This is a genomic window from Protofrankia sp. Cr2 (genome assembly GCF_963555885.1).
Lineage (GTDB): Bacteria > Actinomycetota > Actinomycetes > Frankiales > Frankiaceae > Protofrankia.
On sequence record NZ_CAUVXG010000069.1, the window covers coordinates 1 to 21,841 of the forward strand.

At 69.1% G+C, this 21,841-nt stretch carries 20 protein-coding genes and 1 pseudogene; 5 read left to right on the forward strand and 16 right to left on the reverse strand.

Annotated features, from left to right (window positions below; genetic code table 11):
* A pseudogene (locus tag U9978_RS21270) lies at positions 1-703 on the forward strand (hypothetical protein); the annotation flags it as partial.
* A 46-nt stretch (positions 704-749) separates the two neighbouring features.
* Here the strand turns inward: U9978_RS21270 and U9978_RS21275 are convergent.
* The 4 genes from U9978_RS21275 to U9978_RS21290 all read right to left on the reverse strand — a co-directional run bounded on the left by U9978_RS21275 (position 750) and on the right by U9978_RS21290 (position 6,483).
* Positions 750-1,661, reverse strand: a complete 912-nt coding sequence (locus U9978_RS21275; protein WP_322762912.1) for a TIGR01777 family oxidoreductase — start codon at positions 1,659-1,661, stop codon at positions 750-752.
* An 83-nt stretch (positions 1,662-1,744) separates the two neighbouring features.
* Positions 1,745-3,202: a 2-oxoglutarate dehydrogenase, E2 component, dihydrolipoamide succinyltransferase gene (sucB, locus tag U9978_RS21280; protein WP_322762913.1), complete on the reverse strand. Its 1,458-nt coding sequence runs from the start codon at positions 3,200-3,202 to the stop codon at positions 1,745-1,747.
* A 135-nt stretch (positions 3,203-3,337) separates the two neighbouring features.
* The gene (lpdA, locus tag U9978_RS21285; RefSeq protein ID WP_322762914.1) at positions 3,338-4,720 is read right to left on the reverse strand and encodes a dihydrolipoyl dehydrogenase; all 1,383 of its coding nucleotides are present in this window, start codon (positions 4,718-4,720) and stop codon (positions 3,338-3,340) included.
* 134 nt (positions 4,721-4,854) lie between these two features.
* Positions 4,855-6,483, reverse strand: coding sequence for a leucyl aminopeptidase (locus U9978_RS21290; protein WP_322762915.1), 1,629 nt, complete (start codon positions 6,481-6,483; stop codon positions 4,855-4,857).
* A 47-nt stretch (positions 6,484-6,530) separates the two neighbouring features.
* Here U9978_RS21290 and gcvT point away from each other — a divergent pair, with 47 nt between their 5' ends.
* Positions 6,531-7,673, forward strand: a complete 1,143-nt coding sequence (gcvT, locus tag U9978_RS21295) for a glycine cleavage system aminomethyltransferase GcvT (protein WP_322762916.1) — start codon at positions 6,531-6,533, stop codon at positions 7,671-7,673.
* Positions 7,674-7,748: 75 nt separating this feature from the next.
* On the opposite strand, the gene U9978_RS21300 is transcribed toward gcvT, so the two are convergent.
* A complete protein-coding gene (locus tag U9978_RS21300) occupies positions 7,749-8,540 on the reverse strand; it encodes an adenosylcobinamide-GDP ribazoletransferase (RefSeq protein WP_322762917.1) in 792 nt (263 codons plus the stop codon).
* Between the two features lie 3 nt (positions 8,541-8,543).
* Positions 8,544-9,671, reverse strand: coding sequence for a nicotinate-nucleotide--dimethylbenzimidazole phosphoribosyltransferase (gene cobT, locus U9978_RS21305; RefSeq protein WP_416211078.1), 1,128 nt, complete (start codon positions 9,669-9,671; stop codon positions 8,544-8,546).
* 182 nt (positions 9,672-9,853) lie between these two features.
* Between cobT and U9978_RS21310 the strand changes: the two genes are divergently transcribed.
* Complete coding sequence (locus U9978_RS21310; protein WP_322762918.1) at positions 9,854-11,143, forward strand: ATP-binding protein; 1,290 nt, start codon at positions 9,854-9,856, stop codon at positions 11,141-11,143.
* Positions 11,144-11,209: 66 nt separating this feature from the next.
* Here U9978_RS21310 and U9978_RS21315 read toward each other — a convergent pair whose 3' ends face one another.
* From U9978_RS21315 to U9978_RS21340, 6 genes are all read right to left on the reverse strand, one after another.
* Positions 11,210-11,482 carry a type II toxin-antitoxin system prevent-host-death family antitoxin gene (locus tag U9978_RS21315; protein WP_322762919.1) on the reverse strand — a complete coding sequence of 91 codons (273 nt, stop codon included), beginning with the start codon at positions 11,480-11,482 and terminating at the stop codon, positions 11,210-11,212.
* 187 nt (positions 11,483-11,669) lie between these two features.
* Complete coding sequence (argS, locus tag U9978_RS21320; RefSeq protein ID WP_322762920.1) at positions 11,670-13,490, reverse strand: arginine--tRNA ligase; 1,821 nt, start codon at positions 13,488-13,490, stop codon at positions 11,670-11,672.
* Between the two features lie 65 nt (positions 13,491-13,555).
* Positions 13,556-15,049, reverse strand: a complete 1,494-nt coding sequence (locus tag U9978_RS21325) for a bifunctional adenosylcobinamide kinase/adenosylcobinamide-phosphate guanylyltransferase (RefSeq protein ID WP_322762921.1) — start codon at positions 15,047-15,049, stop codon at positions 13,556-13,558.
* Positions 15,050-15,062: 13 nt separating this feature from the next.
* Positions 15,063-15,299 (reverse strand): hypothetical protein, encoded by a 237-nt coding sequence (locus U9978_RS21330; protein WP_322762922.1) that lies wholly within the window; start codon positions 15,297-15,299, stop codon positions 15,063-15,065.
* A 182-nt stretch (positions 15,300-15,481) separates the two neighbouring features.
* On the reverse strand, positions 15,482-15,874 hold the full coding sequence (locus tag U9978_RS21335; protein ID WP_322762923.1) for a type II toxin-antitoxin system VapC family toxin: 393 nt from the start codon (positions 15,872-15,874) through the stop codon (positions 15,482-15,484).
* On the reverse strand, positions 15,861-16,091 hold the full coding sequence (locus U9978_RS21340; RefSeq protein WP_322762924.1) for a FitA-like ribbon-helix-helix domain-containing protein: 231 nt from the start codon (positions 16,089-16,091) through the stop codon (positions 15,861-15,863). Before U9978_RS21340 ends, U9978_RS21335 begins: the two co-directional genes overlap by 14 nt.
* A 185-nt stretch (positions 16,092-16,276) precedes the next feature.
* Here U9978_RS21340 and U9978_RS21345 point away from each other — a divergent pair, with 185 nt between their 5' ends.
* Entirely contained in the window at positions 16,277-16,495 is a 219-nt protein-coding gene (locus tag U9978_RS21345) for a hypothetical protein (protein ID WP_416211079.1), read from the forward strand.
* Positions 16,496-16,499: 4 nt separating this feature from the next.
* Here the strand turns inward: U9978_RS21345 and U9978_RS21350 are convergent, their stop codons facing one another.
* The 4 genes from U9978_RS21350 to nadA all read right to left on the reverse strand — a co-directional run bounded on the left by U9978_RS21350 (position 16,500) and on the right by nadA (position 20,788).
* Complete coding sequence (locus U9978_RS21350; RefSeq protein WP_322762926.1) at positions 16,500-17,477, reverse strand: aldo/keto reductase family protein; 978 nt, start codon at positions 17,475-17,477, stop codon at positions 16,500-16,502.
* Positions 17,478-17,569: 92 nt separating this feature from the next.
* Entirely contained in the window at positions 17,570-18,379 is an 810-nt protein-coding gene (locus U9978_RS21355) for a polysaccharide lyase family 1 protein (RefSeq protein WP_322762927.1), read from the reverse strand.
* A gap of 553 nt (positions 18,380-18,932) precedes the next feature.
* Complete coding sequence (locus U9978_RS21360; protein WP_322762928.1) at positions 18,933-19,556, reverse strand: DUF3043 domain-containing protein; 624 nt, start codon at positions 19,554-19,556, stop codon at positions 18,933-18,935.
* Positions 19,556-20,788, reverse strand: a complete 1,233-nt coding sequence (nadA, locus tag U9978_RS21365) for a quinolinate synthase NadA (RefSeq protein WP_322762929.1) — start codon at positions 20,786-20,788, stop codon at positions 19,556-19,558. The genes U9978_RS21360 and nadA overlap by 1 nt, the downstream gene beginning before the upstream one ends.
* Positions 20,789-21,282: 494 nt before the next feature.
* On the opposite strand from nadA, the gene erpA reads away from it, so the two are divergent.
* Entirely contained in the window at positions 21,283-21,666 is a 384-nt protein-coding gene (gene erpA / locus U9978_RS21370) for an iron-sulfur cluster insertion protein ErpA (protein ID WP_322762930.1), read from the forward strand.
* The last annotated feature ends 175 nt before the right edge of the window (positions 21,667-21,841 follow it).

Consider the following 21,841-nt stretch of genomic DNA (forward strand, 5'->3'; position numbering starts at 1 on the left):
GCCCCCCACCCGCACGACGCCGCGCCCGATCCGGGCGTTGCGCACCGCCCATGCCGCCGCCGGTACGTCCACCCCGCGTACGTCGACCTCCCGTACGTCCATTCAAGGTACGTCCACCCCGCGTACGTCCACCCCGCGTAGCCCCGCCGCCGGTGGCGAGCCGGCAGCCGTCCTCTCCGGCACGCGGCGGATCTGGGCCGTCGTGGCCGTGCTCGCCGTGATCGGAGCGCTGACAGTCAGTGGCCTGTTGGTCCTCGTCCGGTCCGGTCCGCAGCGGGCGTCCCAGCTCGACGCCTCCCCTGCCGCGCGGGTGTCGCCCGAGCAGGTCTGGCGGGACGTCATGGTGGGTCTCGACGGTGCTCGCAGTCGGGCGTTCGAGCAGGCCGATGAGGCGGGTCTGGTCGGTGTGGACGCTGCCGGCAGTACCGCCTACGCCCGGGACGTGGTGCTGATGCGGCAGATGGTGGCGCTCGGCGGCCACGCGGTCGGTCTGCACCAGGAGATTCTCGACCTTGCGGTCAGGGAGGCTGGCAGTGAGAAGTCCGTCCTGCGGATCACCGATCGGCTTCTTCCGTACAGTTATGTGAACGCCTCGGGAAAGGTCCTCGCCAGTCAGCCTGGGCATGATCGACAGCAGTGGGACATCGCCATGGTCAGGACCGAGCAGGGATGGCGTATCGCCAAGGTCGACCTCGTGGCATGAGTGCCCGGGATCCGCTCGTCATGAATGTCATCACCGTCGGCATTGATCACCGATCACTGTCGGCATCGGTGATGATCGCGTCCAGGGCGGCGCCGATGCCGGGGTGGGAGAACGCGAAACCGGCTTCGATGAGTACCCGTGGAATCACTCGTTGGGAGACGAGCACGCCCTCGTCCGCGAACTCGCCCAGCACGACCCGCAACGCGACAGCGGGCACCGGCAGGATCGCCGGGCGGCGCAGTGCGGAGCCGAGCGCGCGGGTGAATGCCGCGTTGGTGACCGGCTCGGGGCTGGTCAGGTTCACCGGGCCGTGAACGGCCTCGGCGGTGAGCAGAAAGCTGATCGCCGCGATCTCGTCGGCAAGGGTGAGCCAGCTCAGCCATTGGCGGCCTGATCCGAGCCTGCCCCCGGCACCGAGCCGGAACAGCGGAAGCTGCTTGGCCAGCGCACCGCCGCGGGCGGCCAGCACGACACCTGAGCGCAGGTGGCACACCCGCATCCCGGCGTGCTCGGCGGTCGCGGTGGCGGCCTCCCAGGCGGCCGTGACCTCGGCGAGGAAGCCTGTTCCGGGGAGCGCGGACTCGTCGACCGCGCGACCATCGGTGTCGCCGTACCAGCCGACCGCGCTGGCTGACAGCAGGACCCGTGGCGGCCCGTCCAGACCGGCGAGAGCATCCGCGAGCAGCGTTGTGCCGGCGACCCGGCTGGCGAGGATCTGTCGCTTATAGCTGTCGGTCCAACGATGGTCACCGACCCCGGCGCCGGCAAGGTGGACGACGGCGTCGAGGCCGGTCAACGCCGCCGGGTCGAGCGTGCCGCGGGCTGGATTCCAGGAGATCTCGAAGTTGTCCCTGGGCGGCCGGCGGACCAGGAGGCGAACGGTGTGCCCGCCGCGGCGCAGGGCCGGGACCAGCGCGGAGCCGATCAGACCGGTGGCGCCGGTGACAGCGATGTTCATTGACAGGATTCTTGCCCGTTCGTGGTGGGCCGGCCAGCCGACCCACCACGACAAAATCCGCACACCGGACCGGGGCGGTGGTCCTATCGGCCCAGTTCGGCCTCGAAGGCGCCTTCTTCCAGGCGGCTGCGGACGGCGGTGAGGAAACGAGCCGCGTCGGCACCGTCGACGATCCGGTGATCGTAGGTGAGCGCCAGGTACACCTTCGATCGTACGGCGATGATCTCGCCCAGTTCGGGGTCGTCCACGACTGCGGGCCGCTTGACCACGGAACCGGTGCCGAGGATGCCGACCTGGGGCTGGTTGATGATCGGGGTGTCGAACAGGGCGCCGCGGCTGCCGGTGTTGGTCAGCGTGAAGGTGCCGCCACCTAGTTCGTCCGGTGACACACGGTTGTTCCTGGTCCGGGTCGCCAGGTCGTCTATCTTGCGCGCCATACCGGTGAGGTTGAGATCCCCGGCGTGGTGGATGACCGGGACGAGCAGCCCCCGGGCGGTGTCGACCGCGATGCCCAGGTGTTCGGTGTCGTAGTAGGTGATCGTTCCCTGCTCGACGTTGACACTGGCGTTGAGGTTCGGATGTTCCCGTAGCGCTTCGCAGACGGCGACCGCGAAGAACGGCAGGAACGACAGCTTCACGCCTTCCCGCGCCTCGAATGCGGCCTTCGTGCGGTCCCGCAGGCGGGCGATGCGGGTGACGTCGGCCTCGACGACTGTGGTGAGTTGGGCGCTGACCTGCAGGGACTCGACCATCCGCTGTGCGATGACCGACCGCAGCCGCGACATCTTCTCCGTACGACCGCGCAGCGAGATCGGCGCGGGAGCCGGCACGGGCGTCACCGGCGCCGGTGCTGGTGCCACCGCCGGTGCCGACGGTGCTGTCGGAGCCGTGGCCGCGGGTGCGGTGGCCGCGTCGGCGTCGGCGGCCGTCGGCGTGCGCGCGGCGTCGATGACGTCCTGCTTGCGGATGCGGCCACCGATGCCCGTACCCGTCACCGCGGACAGGTCCACATCGTGCTCGGCCGCGAGCCGTCGGACCAGCGGGGTGACGTATGTCCCGAGCGATCCGCTGCCGTTGGACGGAGTTTCGGAGCCCTGCGCCGGCGTGAACTCCTGGGCCGGTACGGCGGCTGGGGGCGCCTGGGCGGCGACCGGTGCGGGATGCGGTGGCGGTGCCGGAACCGACGGCGGTACCGGAGCCGGTGCCGGAGCCGGTGTCGACGGGAGTGGTGGCGTCGGCGCGGCGGTAGGTGTCGGTGCCGCCGCGGCCGCCGCGTCCAGGGGTGCGGCCTGCCCCGCCGTTGCGCCCTCGTCGATGACGGCAAGTTCGACGCCGACCTCGACTGTCTCGTCCTCGGCCACCCGGATGACGCTGATCACTCCGGATGCGGGCGCTGGGATCTCGGTGTCGACCTTGTCCGTACTGACCTCGAGGAGCGGCTCGTCGGCCTCGACGCGCTCGCCTTCTTTTTTCAGCCAGCGGGTGACGGTGCCCTCGGACACGCTCTCACCCAGACGGGGCATCGTGACGGACACAGACATGGGGTACGACTCCTTCGTGGCGTCCGGCCGTCCGTGGGCGACGGGGAGTGGCCGCGAACGCTGTGGGTCTGTCAGTAACTGATCGACGTAAGGCGACGCGATCACGTGTGTCCTGCGCCGCCGGAGGTTCTGGATCTAATTGTGGGAATGCAGCGGCTTGCCGGCGAGGGCGAGGTGTGCTTCGCCGATCGCCTCCGACAGGGTCGGATGCGGGTGGATGAGCTGGGCGACATCGGCGGCGGTGGCCTCCCAGTTCGTGATCAGCTGGGCTTCGGCTATCAGCTCGCCGACCCGGTCGCCCACGATGTGGATGCCCACCACCGGCCCGTCGGGCAGGGCGACCAGCGTGACGGCACCGGTGGTCTGGAGGATCTGCGCCTTGCCGTTACCCGCCAGGTCGTAGGTGTGCGTCACGATCTCGCCGTACAGCTCCGCGGCCCGAGTCGAGGTCAGCCCCACCGATGCCACCTCGGGATGGGAGTAGGTGACCCGCGGAACGTTGTCGTAGTCGACATGCGCCGGGTTCAACCCGGCGAGGTTTTCCGCGAGGAAGATGCCCTCGGCGAATCCGACGTGGGCGAGCTGGAGCCCCGGCCGCAGGTCGCCGAGCGCGGAGACGGTCGGTAGGTTCGTCCGCAGCTGGTGGTCGACCAGGACGAAGCCGCGATCCATCGCGATGCCGACCTCGTCATACCCGAGCCCATCGGAGACCGGACCGCGTCCGACCGCGACGAGCAGCACTTCGGCCTCGATGGTCGTTCCGTCCTCCAGCGACACCGTGACGCCTGAGTCGGTGCTCTTCACACCGGCGAACCGGGCACCCAGGTGCTGTTTGATGCCGCGCCGGCGGAACGCCCGCTCCAGCAGCTTGGAGCTGGATTCTTCCTCCAGCGGCACCAGGTGGGGCAGTGCCTCGACGATCGTGACCTCGGCACCGAAGGAACGCCACACCGAGGCGAACTCGCAGCCGATCGCGCCGGCACCGAGAACCACGGCGGATGCCGGCACCCGGTCGAGCTCCAGGGCGTCGTCGCTGGTGATCACCTGGCGGTGGTCGATCTCCAGGCCGGGAAGTGACTTCGACTGTGACCCGGTCGCGAGCACCACATGACGGCCGGAGATGACCCGGTCGCCCACGGCGACGGCGGTGGGCGACACCAGTCGTCCGTGCCCCTCGATGACCTCGATGCCGCGGCCCTTCACCAGGCCGGCGAGGCCCCGGTAGAGCTTGCTGACCACCGAGTCCTTGTAGGCGTTGACCTTTGCGATATCGATTCCGTCGAAGGTCGATCGGATCCCGTAATTCTCACTCTCGCGGACATTGTCCGCGATCTCCGCCGAGTGCAGCAGGGCCTTGGTCGGAATACACCCGCGGTGCAGGCAGGTTCCGCCCAACTTGCCCTTTTCGATCAGAGCGACGTCCAGGCCGAGCTCGGCGGAGCGCAGGGCCGCAGCGTAACCGCCGCTACCGCCACCGAGGATGACAAGGTCTACGGGACCGGCCGCAGAGTCCACCACGCCAGGCGTCCCTTCTCGTTGACTGGTTGGGATGGGTTCAGTCTTTCATGCCGTAGGACGGATGCGTCGTAGGTCCCGGCAACTGTGGTCCATGACGCCGGGTATTTCTCCGTGCGACTTCCGCTCGTTGCCCGTTACTCGCCGGTAATCTGTTCGTCCGGCCCGGAGCGGGGCGCCGGCTCGCCGGCGATGTTCTCGGCCAGCTGGAGCAAGGTTCGGACGATCACACCGGTGCCGCCCTTGGGGGTGTGACCATACGGTTCGCCCGCGTTCCAGGACGGTCCGGCCATGTCGATGTGCGCCCACGGAATGTGATCAGGTACGAAGGCGCTCAGGAAGTGCGCGGCCACCAGCATGCCGCCATCGCGGCTGCCGCCGCCGCCGACATTGGCGAGGTCCGCGACCGCCGAGTCGAGCACCTTGCGCAGCTCTGGTGGCAGTGGCATGGGCCAGACCGCCTCGCCGACCTCGCCGGCCGCGGCGAGGACCTGTTCGACCGCGTCGTCACGGCCCATGACCGCGCTGGTGCGCTGGCCCAGGGCCACGATCTGCGCGCCGGTGAGCGTTGCCACGTCCACCAGCAGGCCGGGGGAGTCCGCCGCGGCGCGAGCGATGGCGTCGCCGAGCACAAGCCGTCCCTCGGCATCGGTGTTGAGGACCTCGACCAGGGTGCCGCCCCGCAGGGTCAGGACGTCGCCCGGCCGGATCGCGCCCCCGGACGGCATGTTCTCGGCCAGCGGTATCCACGCGTCGAGGATGACCGGCACGTTCAGCCGGGCGGCCGCGATCACAGCCGCGAGCACGCTGGCGGCGCCGGCCATATCGGTCTTCATCCACTCCATCGCGCCCGCGGGCTTGAGCGACAGGCCGCCGGAGTCGAAGGTGATGCCCTTACCGACAAGGGTCAGCGCCGGCGGGCCGGTCGGGTCCGCACCGGCGGGCCGCCACGACAGGTGGACCAGCCTCGGCGGGTTCACCGAACCCTGACCCACCCCGAGAATGCCACCGAAACCCTCGTCTGCCAGTGCTTTTTCGTCGAGCACCGCAACATCCACACCGGCCTCGGCGGCATGCCGGGCGGCGATCTCGGCGAACGCCGCGGGCGGCAGGTGTCCGGGCGGGGTGTTGACGAGATCCCGGGCCAGGGCGACGGCGTCCGCCGTTGTAGCAGCCCTGCGTACGGTAGCCGCGGCAGCGGGCTCGGCGGCGGCGTCCACGACGAACGTGATCTCCGCGACCGGTGGACGCCGGTCGGGCCGAGACCGGGTCCGGAATGTGTCGAAGGCGTAGGCGCCGAGCAGTGATCCCTCGACGACTGCCCGCAGCTGGGCTGGTCCGGGCGGGCCGACTGCCAGGGCGAGGGTGGTCGCGACGCGGGCGGTGCCGGCGAGCGCACGCACGGCGGCGCCCGACGCCCGGCGCAGCGTCTCGTGGTCGACGTCCGCGTGGTCGACATCAGCGTGGCTGTCGACGGGGTCGCGGTCGCCGGTCGCCGGCCCGGTCGCCCGAGTGGGGCCGAGCCCGACCGCGACCACGATGGGGACCGGGAGCATGCCGAGCGTGGCGAAGCGGACGAGGTCGCCGGCCTTGCCGGTCGCACCGAGGCCGGCCAGGACCTGGGCGAGGCGGCCACCGAGCGCCGCGTCCAGGTCCTGGGTACCGCCCAGTGGTACCGGCCCGTCCGTGCCCGCCGCGATACCGATCACCAGCGCATCGGTATCAAGATCCAGAATGGATGATGTCGTCACGACAGTCGCGGTCATGGCGCGAGACTACGGAACACGGTGTGGGACGGGGTTAGCCTGCCCGTATGGGTGAGCTGCTGCGGTCTCCGCTGCACGACAGGCACGTTGCGCTGGGCGCCAAGCTGGCCGACTTCGGCGGCTGGGAGATGCCTATCGAGTATCCCGGCGGGGGGGTGCTCAAGGAGCACGCGGCGGTCCGGTCGGCGGTCGGGATCTTCGATGTCAGTCACCTCGGCAAGGCCCGCGTCCACGGCCCCGGTGCCGCTGCCTTCGTGAACGCGACCCTCACCAACGATCTTTCTCGGATCGGTCCCGGCCAGGCCCAGTACACGCTGTGTTGCGACGATCAGACCGGCGGTGTCGTCGACGACCTCATCGCGTACCTGCACTCCGACTCGGAGGTCTTCCTCGTCCCCAACGCAGCCAACACCGCGCAGGTCGTCCACCGGCTCGACGCCGCGGCCCCGCCGGGCGTGGCCGTTGACGACCTGCACACGGCCTTCGGCGTGGTGGCTGTGCAGGGACCGCGTTCGGCGGAGCTGATGGCGGCGCTGGGTCTGCCCGTCGACGGGGCCTACATGAGTTTCGTCAGGGCCGGCTGGCCGGGTTCCGGTTCCGGTTCCGGTGCCGGTGCCAGTGCCAGTGCCAGTGCCGAGGTGATCGTCTGCCGGTCGGGTTACACCGGCGAGCACGGCTTCGAGCTCGTGTCCGACTGGGTGGACACGCCCGCGCTGTGGGATGCGCTGACGGCGGCGGGCACCCCACTCGGGATGCTGCCCTGCGGCCTCGGCGCTCGCGACACCCTGCGCACCGAGATGGGTTACCCGTTGCACGGTCAGGACCTGTCGATGTCGATCACCCCGGTACAGGCGCGGTCCGGTTGGGCGGTGGGCTGGGACAAGCCGCGCTTCTGGGGCCGGGACGTGCTGCTGGCGGAACGGGCCGCCGGCCCGGCGCGGCAGCTGTGGGGGCTGCGCGCGACCGACCGCGGCATCCCGCGGCCGCACATGACGGTGTACGGCTCGCAGGGAGCGCCCGTCGGCGAGGTCACCAGCGGGACGTTCTCGCCGACCCTGCGAACCGGCGTCGGCCTGGCCCTGCTCGACCGTCCGGTCGGTGCGGGTGACGCCGTTCGGGTGGATGTGCGTGGACGACCGTCGACGATGACGGTGGTGCGGCCGCCGTTCGTCGACGCATCCCCGAAGTAGGCATCCCCGAAGTAGGCGTCCCCGAGGCAGCCCGAAGCGGATCGGGCGGTGCTCACCGGGCGCTGAGGTGGATGCCTACGCCGGCGGGATGTTCAGCGTCATGAACACCAGCGTGACCGTTGCCGTGACCTCGACGAGGGCGCCGAGCACATCCCCGGTGATACCGCCGAGGTAGCGGACTAGGAACCGGCGCAGCAGCCAGCCCGCGACCGTCCCGACGGCGACGGCCGTTACCGCGCGGAGCGCACCGCCGGCATCGCCACCGTCGACGTCGAAGCGTCCGGCCAGGGCAGCGACGGCGACCACAGCGGCACCGGAGCAGGCCGCCTGCCACGGCGCCACGGTCCGGGCGACAAGCGCGCCCAGCCCGGTCGGGTGTGCCGCCGGCGCATGGACGCAGGCGAGCGTGGCCGCGAGCCGTCCGGTCATGGCGGCCACCACGATCGATACGGTGCCCCGGTGCTCGCTGATCGTGAGCGACAGCGCGCCGACCTGGACGAGTACCGCGAACACCAGGGCCAGCACGCCGAATGCACCGAGCCGGGAATCGCGCATCGCGGCCAGGGCACGGTCCTGGCCGGCGCCGAACCCGTCGGCCACATCGGCGAGCCCGTCCAGGTGCAGGCCCCGGGTCAGCCCTGCCAGGGTGGCGATTCCCACCGCAGCCGGGAGCAGCGTCTCCACCGGTTGGCCGGGTTGCGTTATGAAGATCCGTAGGATGGTCACAGTCAGCGCGGTGATCACACCGAGGGTGAGGCCGACCAGCGGTGCGATCGCCATAGCGCGCCCGATGGTGCGCCGGTCGAGGGCGACCAATCCACGGACGGGCAGTATCGACAGCAGCGAGAAGATGGTCCTGATCGGCACGTCTCAGGTGGTGGCCGCGGCGGGCCCGTCGTCCGTGGCGGGGACCGCTTGCGCGCTGTCGGTCACCCCGGCCTGTTTGTCGCTGACCCCGGCCTGGTCGAAGGTGGCCATGTCGGCGAGCGTCGCCTGGGCGGCCACCAGCAGGTTGACGGCGAGCAGCGCCCCGGTGCCCTCACCGAGGCGCAGACCGAGGTCCAGCAGGGGATCGAATCCGAGCGAGGCGAGCGTGAGGTGCTGCGCGGGTTCGGTCGACCGTGTTCCAGCGATCCACCATGCCTTCGACCCCGGTGCGTAGGCTTCGGCGGCCAGCGCGGCGGCGCAGATGACGACGCCGTCGAGCACCACCGGCGTGCGCCGGACAGCGGCCTGGGTCAACAGGCCGGTGAGGGCGGCCAGGTCCGCGCCACCGATCACTCGAAGGAGCGCCGGCGGGTCGTCGGCGAACGGCCGACCGCGGCGCATCGCGTCCCGGATCGCGGCGGTTTTGAGCATCCATCGGGCGTCGTCGATGCCGGTTCCGCGGCCGACCACCTCGATCGGTTCGCGGTCGAGCAGGGTGGCGACGATCGCCGCGGACGCGGTGGTGTTCCCGATCCCCATCTCGCCGGGGACCAGCAGGTCGGCACCGGCGTCCACCTCCTCGTCGGCGATCGTGCGGCCGATGTCGAACGCGCGGGATGCCTCATCCGCGGTCAGGGCGTCCTCGACGTCGATCCGTCCGCTGCCGCGGCGGACCCGGTAGCGCTGCGCCGGCGCGGTCCCGTCCACTCCGCCGGGGGCAGTCGGTTCGTCGGTGTCCACGCTGACGTCCACCACCCGCACGGACGCGCTGACGGTGCGGGCCAGGACGTTCACCGCCGCGCCACCGGCGACGAAGTTCGCCACCATCTGGGCGGTGACCTCCGAAGGGAACGCGGAGACACCCATCTGCGCGATGCCGTGGTCACCGGCGACGATGATCGCCCGGATGCGCTGGAACGGTTGCGGTGGGCACACTCCCTGCGTGCCGGCAAGCCAGATCGAGACCTCCTCCAAGCGCCCGAGTGCGCCCGGAGGTTTGGTCAGTACCGTCTGCCGCTGCCGGGCGGCGTTCATGGCGTCGGTGTCGAGCGTGGGGGCTGGGGTCTGCACAGGGTCCTTACTACCTGACGGGCCTTACTCGATGGACAACCGGTGGTTGGACAGGAGGTGCCCGGACAGCGGGATCACGGCATCCAGCCTCGTCGAACCACGGCGGGAACCGTCATCGAGTCACGGCAGAAACCGCCCTCGAACCACGGCATGAGAGCCCTTCGATCCACAGCATGACCGGTATGATCGAATTTATGGTCGGGCCGCTGGTCACCCTCGCCCCACGCCGGCTGGAAGGCATCGTGGAGGCGTTGCTGCGCGATGAGCCGGTCGTCGCCCTGACCGGCCCGCGGACGGTCGGCAAGAGCACCTTGCTGCGCCAGCTGGCCGACCGGTTCCAGACCGCGATTCTTGATCTCGACGAGCCGACCACCCGGCGGTTGGTTGCCGACGACCTGGCCTTCTACGTCAGTGGGCCATCCCCGGTTCTGGTGGACGAGTTCCAGCACGTACCGGAGCTGCTTGACTCGATCAAGGCGGAGCTCAACCGCGACACCCGGCCGGGACGATTCGTCCTGACCGGGTCGACCCGGTACTCGACTCTCCCGCGGGCCGCACAGTCCCTTACCGGACGGGTGCACGTGGTGACCGTTTGGCCGCTGTCCCAGGGGGAGATCTCCGGCGTCCGGGAGACCTTCGTGGAGCGCCTGTTGGCCGATCCGGCGTCTGTCGTGCCGACGCGGGCCTCCGCTACATCTCGGGAAGAGTATGCGGACCGGGTGCTGGCGGGCGGCCTTCCGGCCGCGTTGCGGCGTTCACCCGGGGCCGCGCGCTCGCGGTGGTTCGACGACTACGTCAACCTGGTGATCGAACGTGATGTCCTCGACATCCGCAAGATCAGGCAGTCGGTGGTGTTGCCGACCTTCCTGCGGCGGCTCGCGGCGCAGACCGGGCAGGTGCTCAACATCGCCCATGCCAGCGCAGAGGCCGGATTGACCTCGTCGGTCGGGGAGGACTACACCCGCCTACTGGAAGCGGTCTTCCTGCTGCATCGGCTGCCGGCCTGGGGTACCACGCTGGCATCCCGAGTCAACAGACTTCCGAAGATCCATCTTGTCGACCCGGGGCTGGGCAGTGGACTGCTCGGGATCAATGCCCGTGGCGTGTCCAGACGGATACCATCCGTGTTGATCGAATTCGGGCATCTGCTGGAGACATTCGTTGTGAACGAGATCCTCAAGCAGTCGAGCTGGTTGGATCAATCGCTACGGTTCGGCCACTACCGGGCCTCCGACGGGGTGGAGGTGGACCTCGTCATCGAGAATGACCAGAACGAGGTCTTCGCGGTGGAGGTGAAGGCGGGCGGATCGTATCGCGGGGAGGATCTCCGCGGGCTGGTTCAGCTTCGGGACCGCGTTGGCGACAGGTTCGTCGCGGGCGTGCTCGCCTATACCGGGGAGCGTGCCGCGCGCGTGGCCGACCGGCTCTACCTGGTGCCGGTCGACACCCTCTGGCGGGAACCCGAAGAATGACGCCGACGATCGTCCCGGGTTACCGCACACCGGGAGCCGCGACCGCAATGCCGAGGTAGATCAGAACTATCTCCAGTCCTCGTCACGCAGTGCTGCAAGATCATCTGATAGGCGTATGCCGGTGCTCATAATCACTGGTTCGATGTCCAGAACGCCCTGCCCGCCGGCCAGCACGTCGCCGGAGTCGACAAGGCGCTCGTAGCTCGAGACCGCCTCGTACGGGCTGAGGAGCGCGACCGCCGTTCCCCGCTCGGTGACCTCGACCGTCTCCCCGGCCTTGACCCGGGTCAGGACCTGGCTGGCGTTCTGCTTGAGCTCCCGAACTCCTATCTGCCGCATGTTCTACACGGTAGAGCCCCGCGGCCCTTGGATGGGTGGGGCGATGTAGTGGGCGTTGCGGCCGGTGGTGGAGCCCCGGACGAGCAGGTCCGGGGCGAGTCCGGGCGCAGGACACCGCGGCCATCACGTCCAGCGCCGTCGAACCGGTCGACCTACGCACCGGGGGGCAGGCGGGAGCTGAACGGGATCACAGCCGTTCCGGTGCGGCAATACCGAGGAGGTTCAGGCCACGGCGCAGCGTTGCGGCGCTCAGTCGACACAGGGCGACACGATTGCCGCGCGTCGGTTGCGCCGCGGACAGGACGGGACAGGCTTCGTAGAAATCGGTGAAGGCCTTCGCCAGGTCGTAGAGGTAGCCGCAGAGCCGGTGGGGCTCGAGCGCCTGGCCGACGTCGGTGAGTGTGTCGCCGAAGGCGTCCAACGCGAGTATCAGTGCGCGTTCGGCGGGGTGCAGTGCAAGCGCCGTGTCGACCTCGGCGGATTCATCGCCGGCTTTGCGGAGAATGGAGCAGATCCGCGTGTGCGCATACTGAAGGTACACGCCGGTGTTCCCGGTGAAGGACACCATTCGCTCGACGTCGAAGGTGTAGTCCTTGGTGCGGGATGTGGACAGGTCCGCGTATTTGACCGCGCCGATACCCGCCTGCTCGGCGATCTGGTCGAGCTCGGCCGGGGTGAGATCGTGATTTTTCTCGGTGACGATTTCCCGGGCCCGCCCGACGGCGGTGTCGAGCAGGTCCATCAGTTTGACCGTGTCACCCGAGCGGGTCTTGAAGGGACGCCCGTCGGGACCGAGCACGGTTCCATAGGAGAGGTGTGTGACGTCGATGTCGTCGGTGAGCCAACCGGCGCGCCGGGCGGCTTCGAACACGAGTCGGAAGTGCAGTGCCTGGCGGGCGTCGACGACATAGAGAATCCGGTCGGCCTTGAGTTCGCGGATGCGGTAGCGGATCGTCGCGAGGTCGGTGGTGTCGTATCCGTAGCCGCCGTCGGTCTTACGGACCATCAGCGGTACCGGATCGCCGTCCGGGCCGGTGATGTCGGCGGAGAACACGCACAGCGCGCCGTCGCTTGCCACAGCGATACCGGCCTGGGTGAGTTCGTCGACGACTTCGGGCAGCCATGGGTTGTAGAAGGACTCGCCCGCCGAGTCGGCGGCGGTGAGAAGCACACCGAGCCGCTGGTATATCTCGCTGAATGCGAACTCCGACTCGGCGACGATCTCCCGCCACCGGGTGACGGTTGCCTCATCGCCGGCCTGCAACGCGACAACGCGACGCCGGGCCCGGTCGGCGAAGTCAGGATCAGCGTCGAACACGGCCCGGGCGGCCCGGTACAGGGTATTGAGCGCGGAGACGGCCGACGTGCCGTCGGCGAGTTCGTCGCGGTGCCACGCGACGTCGGGATGCTCGTCGAGGTACTCGATGAGCATCCCGAACTGGGTGCCCCAGTCGCCGAGATGGTTCTGGCGGAGCACATCCGCGCCGAGGAAGGCGAGCACGCGGGACAGACAGTCACCGATGATCGTCGTCCGGAGGTGACCGACGTGCATCTCCTTGGCGATGTTCGGACCGGAGTAGTCGATGACCGTGCGGCGGCCCTGCTGCGGTGTACCGACCCCGAGGTGACGGCTTGCCAGCCGTGCCGCCACCGCTCGCCAGAGCGCGGTGTCGGACATGACCAGGTTGACGAATCCCGGTCCGGAGACGGTGACGGCAGCCACCAGGGCACCGGTCCCGGCTTCGGCCTCGCCTTCGGTGTCGCGGCGCAGGGTATCGGCCACGGACGCGGCCAGGTCGGCGGGCTTGCGGCGGGCGCGTTTGGCCAGCGCGAGCGCGGCGTTGGACTGGAAGTCCGCGTGCTCGGAGTGGCGGACCACCGGGTCCGCCCCCGCGAGCTCGGGCAGCGCCCGGTCGATCGCGCCGGAGACGGCGGCCTCGACCTGCCTGCGCAGCGACGGCACCTCGTGATCGTTCAAGCCCACAACCTCCCGCACGTTCGCCCGCATGTTTCTTCGAACTCCTTCATTCTTCCAGGCCGATCCGCAGATCACGGCAGGTGCTGGAGCACGGGTCAGCGCAGGCGGGTGGGGATGCCGGCAACAACGTGCCAGACTTCGTCGGACTCGGCCGCGATGGCGGCGTTCAGGCGCCCGAGTGCGTCGCGGAATCGGCGTCCCACCACGGTCGCCGGCACGATGCCCGAGCCGACCTCGTTGGTCACCGCGACCACATGGCGGCGGGTGGTGCGCCAGGCGGTGACCAGTTCGTCGACGCGGGCCGGCCAGTCCCCGTCGAGATGGGCGGTCAGCCACAGCGTGAGGCAGTCGACGAGCAGGGGTGAGCCCTCGACGCGCAGCAGGGGCACTAGATCGGTGGTCTCCACCGTCGTCCAGTGCGACGGCCGGCGCGCGGCGTGGGCGTGCACCCGTGCCGCCCACTCGGCGTCGCCGGGGGTGACCGGCCCCGCCGTGGCCGCGTACACAACACCCGGCCAGGCGGCCAGGCGTTGCTCGGCTGTCACGGATTTGCCGGACCGGGCACCCCCGGTGACCAGGACGCGGTACGGCATGGGCAGCGGCCCCGGCCGTACCGCGTTCTGGTCAGGACGTGTTCGCCGCGTTCCGCGGAACGCAACGGCCGGGTCCGGATCCGGTGCAGTGGCCGGCGCGCCGGCAGGCGCGGTGGCCGGCGTGATGTCGAGCACGGTCCCGTCGGGGTACACCTGCGCGCCCATGAACGCCAACCGCTGGGCGAGCGCATCCCCGGGCGGGTTGCGGTGACTCAGGTGGACGGCGACGACCCGGGTCGTGTCGACCACCGCGTCGCGTTGCCGCAACTGCGCGAGGACGTTCGCGAAGCCGGGCAGGTCCAGGTGATCACCGAACCCCGGGCGGTCACCGTTGTTCTCCTCCATCAGCACCACGTCGAACGCCCGACCGGTGAGTGCCTCCAGGGTCTGGCGCGGCAGCGGCGCGCCGGTGTCACACGCGTAGAGCAGCCGTCCGCCGTCCGGTGTGGTCACGTCGTAGAGCACTGCCGGCCCGATGACCGCGTCCCCGTGGTTGGCGGCCACCGGCCGGACCTCGAAGCCACCGAGTGTCAGCACGTCGCCCGCGAACGCCGGGTGGAACCGAAGCGGTCCAGATCCACCTGAGCCACCAGACCCGGCCGGGTCACCGGCGACCTGATCGACATCCATATCGACATCCGTGCCGTCCCACGGGCCCACGAAGGCGCGGCAGGCGTCCAGACAGGCCGGTGGCCCGACGACGTCCAGCGGCTGGTCGGCCACGGTTGTCCACGCCCGCCACATCAGCGCCGCGGGCCCGGTGTGGTCGGGGTGGGCGTGGCTGAACAGCAGGTGCCGCACGTCTGCGAGCCGCACCCCGAAACGGGTGGCGGCCCGCGGCACGTCCGGCCCGCAGTCGATGAGCATGACCTCATCGAGGAGGACCGCGGTCTGGGTGCGTACCTCGTGTTCCCGCGCCCAGCGGCACGACGCGCATTCACACCACGGATTGGGCCAGCCGTCGGCCGATCCGGTGCCGAGCAGTCTCAGCCGCACGCGGGTGACGTTCTCACGCCGGCGGCTCCTGCGGCTCGGCGCGGGGGTGGGGGTGGTGCTTGCGGTCGACCAACGTCATGATGGTGATGACGAGTCCGAGCAGCAGGATCGCGCCGATCGTGACCAGGCCGACCGCCCACCACTCCATCGGCGCCTTGGTCGACCCGACGGTTTCGGCGAGCACTGTCGTCCCGGTGACCGTTGTCGTCCCGGAGAACGTTGGCATGACGCCATATGAAGCTGTGAACACGGCTTCCCTTCATTGTTTCGACCCGTCCGCCCGTCCGCCCGTCCGCCGGATCGTACGGGCGCCGGCCGGAGACCACCGACCGGCGGTTCACGACTTTCGCACGCCGGTGCTCCCCGGCGAAATGGATAGGCTCAGGGTGTACGACCGGTCACGCCCCTGTTGCCGGGCGCTCTTACCGGAGATCAGGACAGGACCTCGACGGGGCATCGGATGCCCGGGGCCCGGGCGAGCCGCTTGTCGGTCGTGAGAACGGCGACCCCGAGTACTTCGGCGAGTGCGACGTAGGCCGCGTCGTAGCTGGTGAGGTTTTCCCTCAGTTCCCAACATCGGGACAGCAGTCGGCGATGGGGCTCACGCCGCAGCGGCAGGTCGATCAGATCGGTCAGCGCTAGTTCCGCCCGGCGCGTGTCGAGGTGCCCGCCGGCCCGAAGGCGGCGAAGGACGGAGACTACCTCAAGGTCGATGAGTTCCGGCGCGGTCAGCTGTTGCCCGCGCAGCCGATCGCGAGCTCGATCGCCGTCCGGCCCGTCGTCGCCGAGTGCGGTGATGATCACGCTGGCGTCAACGACCAGCACGGTCTTCCTGAAGGGCGCGAGCCACGGATTCGAACGGCGCGGAGCCGCCAGCTCGACCACCGGCACGGTCGAGCACCTCGTCGAGGGTGGGTGTGCCCGCCTCCTCGATCAGGCGGACGAGCAGGTATTCCTGGAGCGACTGGTGTGCGACGGCGGCGCGGCGTCGCAGGACCGCGTGGGTCGCCTCCGGAACGTCCTTGATCTGCACGCTGGGCATGGCGCCATCTTGGCGCTTGACCAAGCGGAACGCAAGTTCGGTTGCGTCGCCCTCTAACACGGGCCGGGAGGGTGGCCGGGACGGGCCGCTGGAGTGCTGACCGTGTTGGATGGAGCCTGCCCATCCAGAGAAGATGACCCTGGCGGGAGGACGACATGGACGGAACGACAGAGGGGTGCCCTGCGGTGAGCTGGATGTGGCGTTTCGAGGCCGAGGACGGTGTCGCGGTCGCGGTCGCGCCTGCGGGTGCCTCCTCGTCGGAGTCGTTCCCGACCCAGAGCGACGCCGAGACCTGGTTGGGGGAGACCTGGCGGGAGCTGCTGGAGGCCGGCGTCCAGCAGGTGGTGCTGGAAGAGGCCGGCCGCAAGGTCTACGGCCCGATGAGCCTTCGTTCCGTGGACTAGCCGGTCACACGGCATCCGGGTCGGTCACGACCACATCGTCGAGCACCGCGTCGATCCGGGCCAGGATCTCCGGGTCCAACGTCACTCCCGACGCCTTGACGTTCTCGTGGACCTGCTCCGGCCGCGAGGCTCCGATGATCGCCGATGCCACATTGTCATTCTGGAGCACCCAGGCGACTGCCAGCTGTGCCGGGGACAGGCCGACGTCGGCAGCGACGGGTAGCAGGTCCTGGACCCGGGCGAGAACCTCGTCCCGCAACAGGCGTCGGATGGCACCCGAGCCGGAACCACTGGTTGCGCGGGTGTCGTCGGGCAGCGGCGCCCCCGGCAGGTACTTGCCGGTGAGTACACCCTGCGCCACCGGTGACCAGACGATCTGGGCGATGCCGGCGGCGCGGGACGTCGGGATGACATCGGCCTCGATCGTCCGCCACAGCATCGAGTACTGCGGCTGGTTGGAGATGATCTGGTCGTAACCGGCCTGCGCGGCGATCCGTACCGCGTCGGAGATCTGCGCGGCGCTCCACTCCGAGACACCGACGTAGAGCACCTTGCCGGCCCGCACCAGGTCGTCGAAGGCCCGTAGGGTCTCCTCCAACGGCACGGTCGGGTCGTAGCGGTGCGCCTGGTAGAGATCGAGATGGTCGGTGCGCAGCCGCCGCAGCGAGGCGTGGCAGGACTCGATGAGGTGTTTGCGACCCAGACCGCGATCGTTCGGGCCGGGTCCGGTCGGCCAGAACACCTTGGTGCACAGCTCGTAGGATTCGCGGCGTATCCCGGCCAGCGCCTCACCCAGCACGACCTCGGCCTTCGTGCCCGCGTACACGTCGGCGGTGTCGAAGGTCGTGATCCCGCTGTCGAGGGCGGCGCGTACGCACGAGAACGCCTGATCCCGCTCGATCTGATCACCATGGGTGAGCCAGTTGCCGTACGCGATTTCACTGACGCTCAGTCCACTGCGTCCCAGTCGTCGATGCTCCACGCAACCACCCTATGATTCGCCGCGCAGGGCCGAGGTTCGGTTTGTGCCCGAATGCCCCGGCCCCGTGCCGGGAACCCGGCGCGGCGAGCAGGTCAGCGTGGTCCGGCGCCTGCCGGCACGGATGCGGCGATGGTCGCCGCCGGTTCGGCCAGGTAGGCATATGGCAGTTGAACAGTGGAACTGCTGGCGGTGCGTTCGGCCGGTGCGGCTGCACCGAAGTCGTTCGGGTGGTCGGACGACAGGACGGCAGACCCGTCCTCCGTGCTGTAGCCGGTTGTGATCACTGGCGTGGCAACGCCGCGGAAGACGTTGGCCTCAAGGAGAACCACCGCGCCCATCCGCGAGTTGACGGCGGTGTCAGCTGTCTGGAACACGTTGTCGTAGACGTGGCCGGTGCCGAAGCGCAGGCTCGGCAGCCGTGAATTCACGTTGGTGAACAAGTTGTGATGGACAGTGACACGCAGCTTGCCCCGGTCGGCGCTGTCGTCGTCACTCGCGCCGATGAGCATCACCTTGTAGTGGTCGTGAAACCGGTTCCACGACACGGTGACGAGATCGGAAGCCTTCGTGATGTCGAGCAGACCATCGTAGTAGTCCTTGCCGTGCGTCATGTCGCTGGAGAGGTCGTTCTGAGTGATCCACACATGGTGCGAGCCGTAGACGCTGATCGCATCGGTACCGGTTGCCATGCTGATGGTCAGGTTGCGCACGATCACGTTGTTCACGTTGCGGATGTTCAGGCCGCCACCGGTGAGACCGGCACCCTTCGCAGCGCCGACGATTGTCTTGTTCGAAGAGACCTTGATCTGACCGGTGAGTGTGATCACTCCGGTGACCTTGAGTACGTACGGTTGGTTCGCACCGGCGTACGTGGCGAGGTCCGCTGCTGTCGTGACAGACACCGTGGCTCCGGCTGCACCACCGGTCGTGCCAGTGGCAAAGCCGTCGGCGTTCGGTGCCGGCACGGCCACGCCTGAACTGGATGGCCCTGAACTGGATGATGTTGTGCCGGGCGGCGGAACAGCCGTGGATGCGCCAACGGCTGTCGTCGGTGTGGCTGGGGTAGCCGACGGTGATGTTCCAGCCGCCGGCCCGGCCACACTGGACGCGCTCGATGTCGCCGCCGGGTTGCTGGAGGCAAGATTCGGCTCGCACGCGGCCAGAAAGCAGAAGGCGACCGCGGTGAGCACATATGCGGTTGTGCGTTTCACGTACTACCCCTCGATAAGGGGCGTCGCCCTCCCCCTGGACAGGGCCGCAAAGCGGCCACCGCCCACGCCGCCAGGACGATGCGGTCCGGTCGTCGCCGGTCAGGACCGGCATCCGTCCGAACAGCGTAACGTACCGAAGAGTCGTACTACGAGGTTTTTCAGAGGTAGTCGACCTTTTTGTCGCTTTTCATCCGCGATGTTTCCGGTCTGAGCACGATCTGTCGCCCGGGCGGCTCCGGCCGGGTCAGCGGCTGTTGCCGGCGCGGGTGACCCGGGGCCGCGGCATCCGCCAGCGGGCCGGTAGCAGGGCGCGTTGGATGCTGTACGCGCGCACTTTGACCGACGAGTCCGGATACTTCTCGGCGACCTTGCGGCTGACCTGGCGGGACAGCACGATCGAGTCGACGGCCACGGCGAGGATGCCCAGCAGCATCAGATAGGTGGCGATGAGTCGGATGTACTCGTTGGGGACGAGCCCGCCGACGAAGTACAGCGCGGCGGCGGCGAGGAAGAACGGTCCCACATTGCGGCGGGCGTCGACGAAGTCCCGGGCCAGTACGCGCTCGGGGGCACGCTCGCGCGGGGGCAGCTTACTGACATCCCCCGACATCATCGCCGTCCGGTACTCCTGGGACTGGCGGCGCCGCTCGCCGCGGGAGCTCGCCCGGGCATCCTTACGCGACCCCGAGGTCGCCAGGGCGCTGCCGCCGCGGGTGCGTGCCGCGCGGGCGTCGCTGCGCTTCGGGGTGGGGCGTCCCTTACCCGACCCGTTCTCACGACCGACGGGGGCGCCCGCCTCGGTCGGCTCGTCGCTGGTCGGGCCGGCGGGTGCGTCCGGGGTGCGTGCACGTCGTTTCAACAGGGCCATCAGGGGAGTGCCAGCATCTGGTCAAGGGCCTTCCGGGCATGTGTCGCGACATCGGGATCGACCGTGATGCGGTTGACCGTCTCGCCGCGCGCGAGGGACTCGAGCGCCCACACGAGGTGGGGCAGATCAATACGGTTCATCGTCGAGCAATAGCACACCGTACGGTCCAGGAAGGCGACGGTCTTGTCGGGATGCCGGTTCGCGAGTCGTTGCACCAGGTTCAGCTCGGTGCCCACGGCGAACGCGCTGCCCGGCGGCGCCTCGTCGACGACTTTGATGATGTACTCCGTCGAGCCGATCATGTCCGCAGCGGTGACGACCTCATACTGGCACTCCGGATGGGCCAGCACGGTGACGCCGGGTATGCGGGCGCGGACCTCGTCCACGCAGGCGCGACTGAACCGGCCGTGTACCGAGCAGTGGCCCCGCCACAGGATCATCCGCGCGTCGCGCAACCGGCCCGCCACAACGCCGCCACGCGGGCGGTGCGGGTTGTAGACCACGCAGTCCTCAAGTGACATGCCCATCTCCAGCACCGCCGTGTTGCGGCCCAGATGCTGGTCGGGTAGGAACAGTACCCGCTCGCCGCGGCGCTGCGGCCCGAACGCCCACTCAAGTGCCCTCCGGGCATTGGACGATGTGCAGATCGTGCCGCCATGCCGCCCGGTGAACGCCTTGATCGCGGCTGAGGAGTTCATGTAGCTGACCGGGACGGTGCCTTCGGCGAGCCCGGCGTCGGCCAGGGTCTCCCATGCCTGCTCGACCTGTTCGAGCGCGGCCATGTCCGCCATGGAGCAGCCGGCGGCGAGGTCGGGAAGGATCACCTGCTGGTGGTCGCCGGTGAGGATGTCGGCGCTTTCGGCCATGAAGTGCACGCCGCAGAAGACGATGTGGCCGGCTTCGGGGCGGCCGGCGGCCTGCTGAGCGAGCCTGAATGAGTCGCCGGTTACGTCGGCGAAGGCGATGACCTCGTCCCGCTGGTAGTGGTGCCCGAGTACGAAGACGGAGGCGCCGAGCGCCGCCCGGGCCGCGGCAGCGCGCTCGACCAGGTTCGGATCGGATGCGGGTGGCAGCGCACCAGGGCAGTCGACCCCACGCTCGCTGTCGGGATCGACGCCGCGCCCCAGTAGTAGCAGCGTAAGAGGATTCGGTGGGCGTTGTGCTGGCGCGGTGGCCGGAGAACCGGGCAGCGGCGTGATGGCGGCACGGTCGAGCGCGGGATTGATCGTCATGCTCGCTCCTCCGGTCGACCGGCCGACCGGCTCGCTCGGGGCCTCCGGGTGCGCAACCTGAGTCATGATTGTGCGCCCGCCGGCCACCTGGAGGTGGTCTGGCAGCCTTCTCGTGGACGAATGGTCGACACGACTCTAACTCGCTGGGCACGCACGTGCAGCCGTCGATCGGAGGAGTTCACGATCACAGCCCCCCATGCTGTGCTTGGTCGTCCGCGGAGGTCCTGCGTACGATGGGAAGGCGATCGCGGCATGCGGTGTTGCAGGTAGGTGTTGTGGATGACGGCTACCGCCGCGATGGCATGAACGGCGACATTCGTATGAATGGCGATATGTACAGACATCTCGCGCGGTTGCACACAGAGTGCACACGCAATGTGGGTAGACCAATACCGGCCACACCTGACAACAAGGGCTCGACTGGCCTTCGGATGCGCGATCATGAATGCTTTCGCGCAGGCGCGGGCCCCAAGGGAACCTAGGGAGCAGTCTCCATGACCGTCCAGGACGCGACGACTGAAACCGTGACCGGCACGGACACAGCGACCGGGCCGAACACCGTCATCCTGACCGACGTGGCCGCGAGCAAGGTGAAGAACCTGCTTGAGCAGGAAGGTCGTGACGACCTCCAGCTGCGGATCGCCGTGCAGCCCGGCGGCTGCTCCGGCATGCGCTACCAGCTCTTCTTCGACGAGCGTCAGCTCGACGGCGACACCGTCCTGGACTTCTCAGGCGTCAAGGTCGCGGTCGACCGGATGAGTACCCCGTATCTCGGTGGCGCGACGATCGACTTCGTCGACACGATCGAGAAGCAGGGCTTCACGATCGACAACCCCAACGCGGCGGGTTCCTGCGCCTGCGGCGACTCCTTCCACTGATCCGGTCGCTGCGGGTCGGGATGCGTCCTGGTCTGACCTTCCAGCGGTTGTAGCTGGCGAGGCCCGTGTCGACCGGTCACCGGTCGACACGGGTTCGGTCCATATGAGTGATCTTTCTCACACGGCTCTCACGACCTCTAAGAGCGCCCGGTAATAGGGGCGTGGATCAAGGAGC

Excerpts from the sequence above, each read along its gene's own strand:
- U9978_RS21340 (WP_322762924.1), bottom strand. The coding sequence starts at position 16,091 with ATGCCCAGCGTGCAGATCAAGGACGTTCCGGAGGCGACCCACGCGGTC.
- U9978_RS21360 (WP_322762928.1), bottom strand. The coding sequence starts at position 19,556 with ATGGCCCTGTTGAAACGACGTGCACGCACCCCGGACGCACCCGCCGGC.
- U9978_RS21275 (WP_322762912.1), bottom strand. The coding sequence starts at position 1,661 with ATGAACATCGCTGTCACCGGCGCCACCGGTCTGATCGGCTCCGCGCTG.
- erpA (WP_322762930.1), top strand. The coding sequence starts at position 21,283 with ATGACCGTCCAGGACGCGACGACTGAAACCGTGACCGGCACGGACACA.
- U9978_RS21290 (WP_322762915.1), bottom strand. The coding sequence starts at position 6,483 with ATGACCGCGACTGTCGTGACGACATCATCCATTCTGGATCTTGATACC.
- gcvT (WP_322762916.1), top strand. The coding sequence starts at position 6,531 with ATGGGTGAGCTGCTGCGGTCTCCGCTGCACGACAGGCACGTTGCGCTG.
- U9978_RS21310 (WP_322762918.1), top strand. The coding sequence starts at position 9,854 with ATGATCGAATTTATGGTCGGGCCGCTGGTCACCCTCGCCCCACGCCGG.
- argS (WP_322762920.1), bottom strand. The coding sequence starts at position 13,490 with ATGCGGGCGAACGTGCGGGAGGTTGTGGGCTTGAACGATCACGAGGTG.
- U9978_RS21315 (WP_322762919.1), bottom strand. The coding sequence starts at position 11,482 with ATGCGGCAGATAGGAGTTCGGGAGCTCAAGCAGAACGCCAGCCAGGTC.
- sucB (WP_322762913.1), bottom strand. The coding sequence starts at position 3,202 with ATGTCTGTGTCCGTCACGATGCCCCGTCTGGGTGAGAGCGTGTCCGAG.
- nadA (WP_322762929.1), bottom strand. The coding sequence starts at position 20,788 with ATGACGATCAATCCCGCGCTCGACCGTGCCGCCATCACGCCGCTGCCC.